Consider the following 3,772-nt stretch of genomic DNA (forward strand, 5'->3'; position numbering starts at 1 on the left):
ATATAGGGATGCTTGTCGATCAGGTTGGCATAGGCCGCGACATAGCCGTCGCGCCGGCGGGAGATCGAGTTCTCCGAATTGTACTTCTTCCAGTCGATGTCTTCGGACAGCTGGGCGCCGCCGCGGCGGGCAAAGCGCAGCAGAAGGTCGAGATCCTGCATGCGCGTGATGTCGCTGTCATAGCCGCCGATCGCCAGCAGCGATACGTGCCTGGCGGTGATTGCCGAGCCGGCGATGAAAATAGTCTGCGAGACCAGGGCGCGCTGCAGCGCGCTTTTATCAAGAAAGGCCTCGCGGTTGATGCATTTGGTGCTGCGGCTGCCCTTCAGCGACAGGAACGAGCTGATCAGGACCTCGAGCGAGGGATTCTGGTCGAAGCGCGCCAGCGTCCGCTCCAGCCGGTCCGGCAGATAGACGTCGTCCGAATCGAGGAAGGTCACCACGGGCGCCCGCGCGCGCTCGATGCCCGCGTTGCGGGCGGCATTGGCGCCGCGCCATTTGGCGCCGACATAGATCAGCCTCGGGTCACGGATCTCGGCCAGCGCGGCGGCCGTCCCGTCGGTCGAACCGTCGTCGACCACGATGTGCTCGAAGCGGGTAAGTGTCTGCACCAGAACGCTTTTCACCGCACGTACGACCTGACTGCGCCGGTTATGGGTCGGCGTGATCACTGAGATCAGCGGAACGTCCTGGTTCGACATCGGGCTGCCACCGGTCGGATCTGGCGCGTGTCGGATGGGTTTGATGGCTATGTTTCCCACCTGTGATTTGCGGTCGACGCTACAAAAAAGCCACCTGTGTGTCACGCCGAGCCGGCCGAGAAATGCGAAACGGGGGGCTTTTCCGCAACGTTGCGGTTTGATGGCAACACAATCGGCCTTCCGGTCCGCGGAGGCCGTCCGCCGGCAAGAGCCGGCGGTGAGAATCATGCGTTCATGGAACCGATCGCGCGGCGGCGTCAGCGCCTGAGCAGAAACACCGCTTGCTGGCCGAAGAAGTTCCAGAACCACCACGGCATCGACAGGCCGATCTTCTGGCCGTTGGCGTCGAGCGCGGTCGCCTTCTCGACGGTCGCGCCAAGCTCTTCGCACAGGTTGACGAAGTCGCGTATGGTGCAGAAGTGGATATTGGGCGTGTCATACCAGGAATAGGGCAGGTCCTTGGTGACCGGCATCCTGCCTTTGGTCAGCAGCGAAAAGCGCACGCGCCAGTGACCGAAATTGGGAAAGGAGACGATGGCGCGGTTACCGATCCGAAGCAGCTCATCGAGCACCACCTTCGGGTTGCGCGTCGCCTGCAGCGTCTGCGACAGCACGACGAAATCGAAGCCCTTGTCGGCATAGAATTTCAGATCCGTGTCGGCGTCGCCCTGGATCACGGAGAGGCCGCGCGCCACGCATTCGTTGACGCCACGCTGCGACAGTTCCAGCCCGCGGCCATCGACCTGCTTGGTCTCCTGCAGCAGTTCCAGGAGGACGCCGTCGCCCGAGCCGACGTCGAGCACGCGCGACTTGGCCGGAATGAGATCGGTGACGACTTCGAGGTCGACACGCTGGGCGCGGTTGACGCTCATAGGCTGAGCCCCCTTGCGCGTGCTGCCGAACCGATGAAGCCGTTGATGGCCGCGAACAGCTCCGGCTCGTCGAGCAGGAAAGCGTCGTGGCCGCGATCCGTCTCGATCTCGACGAAGGAGACGGAAGCGCCCGCCGCGTTCAAGGCATGCACGATCGAGCGGCTCTCCTCGGTCGGGAACAGCCAGTCGCTGGTGAAGGAAACCAGGCAGAAGCGCGTCCTGGTCCCGGCGAAGGCATCGGCGAGGCGCCCGCCGTGATCGGCGGCAAGATCGAAATAGTCCATCGCGCGGGTCAGATAGAGATAGGAATTGGCATCGAAGCGGTCGACGAAGGTCATGCCCTGGTGGCGCAGATAGCTCTCGATCTGGAAATCGGCGTCGAAGCCGAAGGTGAGCGCCTCGCGGTCCTGCAGGTTGCGGCCGAACTTGCGGTGGAGCGCCGCTTCCGAAAGATAGGTGATGTGGGCGGCCATGCGCGCGACGGCGAGCCCCTTTTCCGGGCGCTTGCCGAACTCGAGATATTTGCCGCCATGCCAGTCCGGATCGGCCATGACCGCCTGCCGGCCGACCTCGTGGAAGGCGATGTTCTGCGAGGAATGGCGGGCGCCGGTGGCGATCGGCAGCGCCGAGAAGACCCGCTCCGGATAGCTCGCCGCCCATTCCAGCACCTGCATGCCGCCCATCGAGCCGCCGAGCACGCAAAATAGCTTTTCGATGCCGAAATGATCGACCAGCATCGCCTGCGCGCGCACCATGTCGCGTATGGTGATGATCGGCAGGTCCAGGCCGTAAGGCTTGCCGGTCGCTGGATTTGTCGAGGCCGGGCCGGTCGAGCCGAGGCAGCCGCCGATGACGTTTGCGCAGATGACGAAGAAGCGGTTGGTGTCGATGATCCTGCCGGGACCGATCAGCACTTCCCACCAGCCCGGCTTGCCGGTCACCGGATTGGTGTTGGCGACGTGCTGGTCGCCAGTCAGGGCATGGCAGACGAGAATGGCGTTGGAGCGCGCGTCGTTCAAGCTGCCGTAGGTCTGGTAGGCGATCTGGAAAGGCGAGAGCAGCGTGCCGGCGTCGAGCTTCAGCGGCTTGTCGGGGCCGAACTGCAGCACCGGGCTCGACGGATGGTCGGCCTCGTCGTTGGTTCTTGCAGCGCGCTGAGCGGCCATGTCCGTCCTCGATCCTGTCCCGCATCGGTCTCGACACGACGCAGTGTCCGGCCGGCGGCGGACAACAAAAAACCGGCTTGCCGTCGCAAAGCCGGTTACAGGTTGCAAACGGCCCTTTAGCGAGTTGTTTAACGTGGCTGCAAGCCGACCGGCCAAATCACCACGGAAGTCTGGCTGACCTTCTAGGACCGGAGCCGCTGTTCGTCAACGGGGGTAGCCTCTATGCCGACAGGGGCTGCCGCAGCGCCAGCACTCGACATTGCAGCCCGTGGCCTGTATTTCCGCTGCGGCCTTGAGGCCTTCTCGACGGATTTGTGACATGAAGCAGGATCAGCCCCGTCCGACGCCCCGCGTGGGCATCATGGACATCGAGGCCTATGTGCCGGGAAAAAGCAGCGCGCCGGCCGGCGTGACGAAAGTCTACAAGCTGTCGTCGAACGAAAATCCCCTGGGGCCTTCGCCGAAGGCGATCGAGGCCGCGCGCGAGGTGGCGGCGAAGCTCGACGTCTATCCCGACGGCACCGCGCGGCGGCTGCGCGAGGCGATCGGCGAGGTGCATGGGCTGAACCCTGCGAACATCATCTGCTCCAACGGCTCGGACGAGATCCTGGGGCTTCTGGCGCAGACCTATCTCGCGCCGGGCGACGAGGCCGTGTTCACCGAACACGCCTTCATGGTCTACAAGATCTACATCCAGGCGACGGGCGCCAAGCCGGTGGCGGTGAAGGAAACCGACGAGCGCGCCGATGTCGACGCGATCCTCGCCGCGGTTACGCCCAAGACGCGTATCGTGTTCCTTGCCAATCCGAACAATCCGACCGGCACCTACCTGCCGTTCAGCGAGGTGCGGCGGCTGCATGCCGGCCTGCCGAAGAACGTGCTTCTGGTGCTTGATGCGGCTTACGCCGAATATGTGCGGCGCAACGACTATGAAGCCGGCATCGAGCTTGCCGGCAGCGCCGAGAACGTGGTGATGACACGCACCTTCTCCAAGCTCGGCCTCGGCGGGGCGCGCGTGGGCTGGATGTACGGG

4 protein-coding genes and 1 riboswitch are annotated in these 3,772 nt (G+C 64.2%); of the genes, 1 reads left to right on the top strand and 3 read right to left on the bottom strand.

The features are described from left to right. The 3 genes from EOA24_RS30405 to EOA24_RS30415 all read right to left on the bottom strand — a co-directional run. A partial coding sequence (locus EOA24_RS30405) for a glycosyltransferase family A protein (protein WP_133374681.1) occupies positions 1-701 on the bottom strand: 701 nt, incomplete at its 3' end. 257 nt (positions 702-958) lie between these two features. After that, entirely contained in the window at positions 959-1,573 is a 615-nt protein-coding gene (gene metW, locus EOA24_RS30410) for a methionine biosynthesis protein MetW (RefSeq protein WP_126081011.1), read from the bottom strand. Continuing rightward, positions 1,570-2,739: a homoserine O-acetyltransferase gene (locus EOA24_RS30415; protein WP_126064185.1), complete on the bottom strand. Its 1,170-nt coding sequence runs from the start codon at positions 2,737-2,739 to the stop codon at positions 1,570-1,572. Before EOA24_RS30415 ends, metW begins: the two co-directional genes overlap by 4 nt. A gap of 96 nt (positions 2,740-2,835) precedes the next feature. Further along, positions 2,836-2,913: riboswitch (SAM riboswitch) on the bottom strand. A gap of 145 nt (positions 2,914-3,058) precedes the next feature. Between EOA24_RS30415 and EOA24_RS30420 the strand changes: the two genes are divergently transcribed. Next, on the top strand, positions 3,059-3,772 hold a 714-nt coding region (locus EOA24_RS30420; protein WP_127410407.1), incomplete at its 3' end, for a histidinol-phosphate transaminase.

It is taken from the genome of Mesorhizobium sp. M2A.F.Ca.ET.039.01.1.1 (genome assembly GCF_003998035.1).
In the GTDB taxonomy this organism is placed as follows: Bacteria; Pseudomonadota; Alphaproteobacteria; order Rhizobiales; family Rhizobiaceae; genus Mesorhizobium.

Bases quoted from the DNA above. Each gene is read 5' to 3' on its own strand.
- metW (WP_126081011.1), bottom strand. From the start codon at position 1,573: ATGAGCGTCAACCGCGCCCAGCGTGTCGACCTCGAAGTCGTCACCGAT.
- EOA24_RS30415 (WP_126064185.1), bottom strand. From the start codon at position 2,739: ATGGCCGCTCAGCGCGCTGCAAGAACCAACGACGAGGCCGACCATCCG.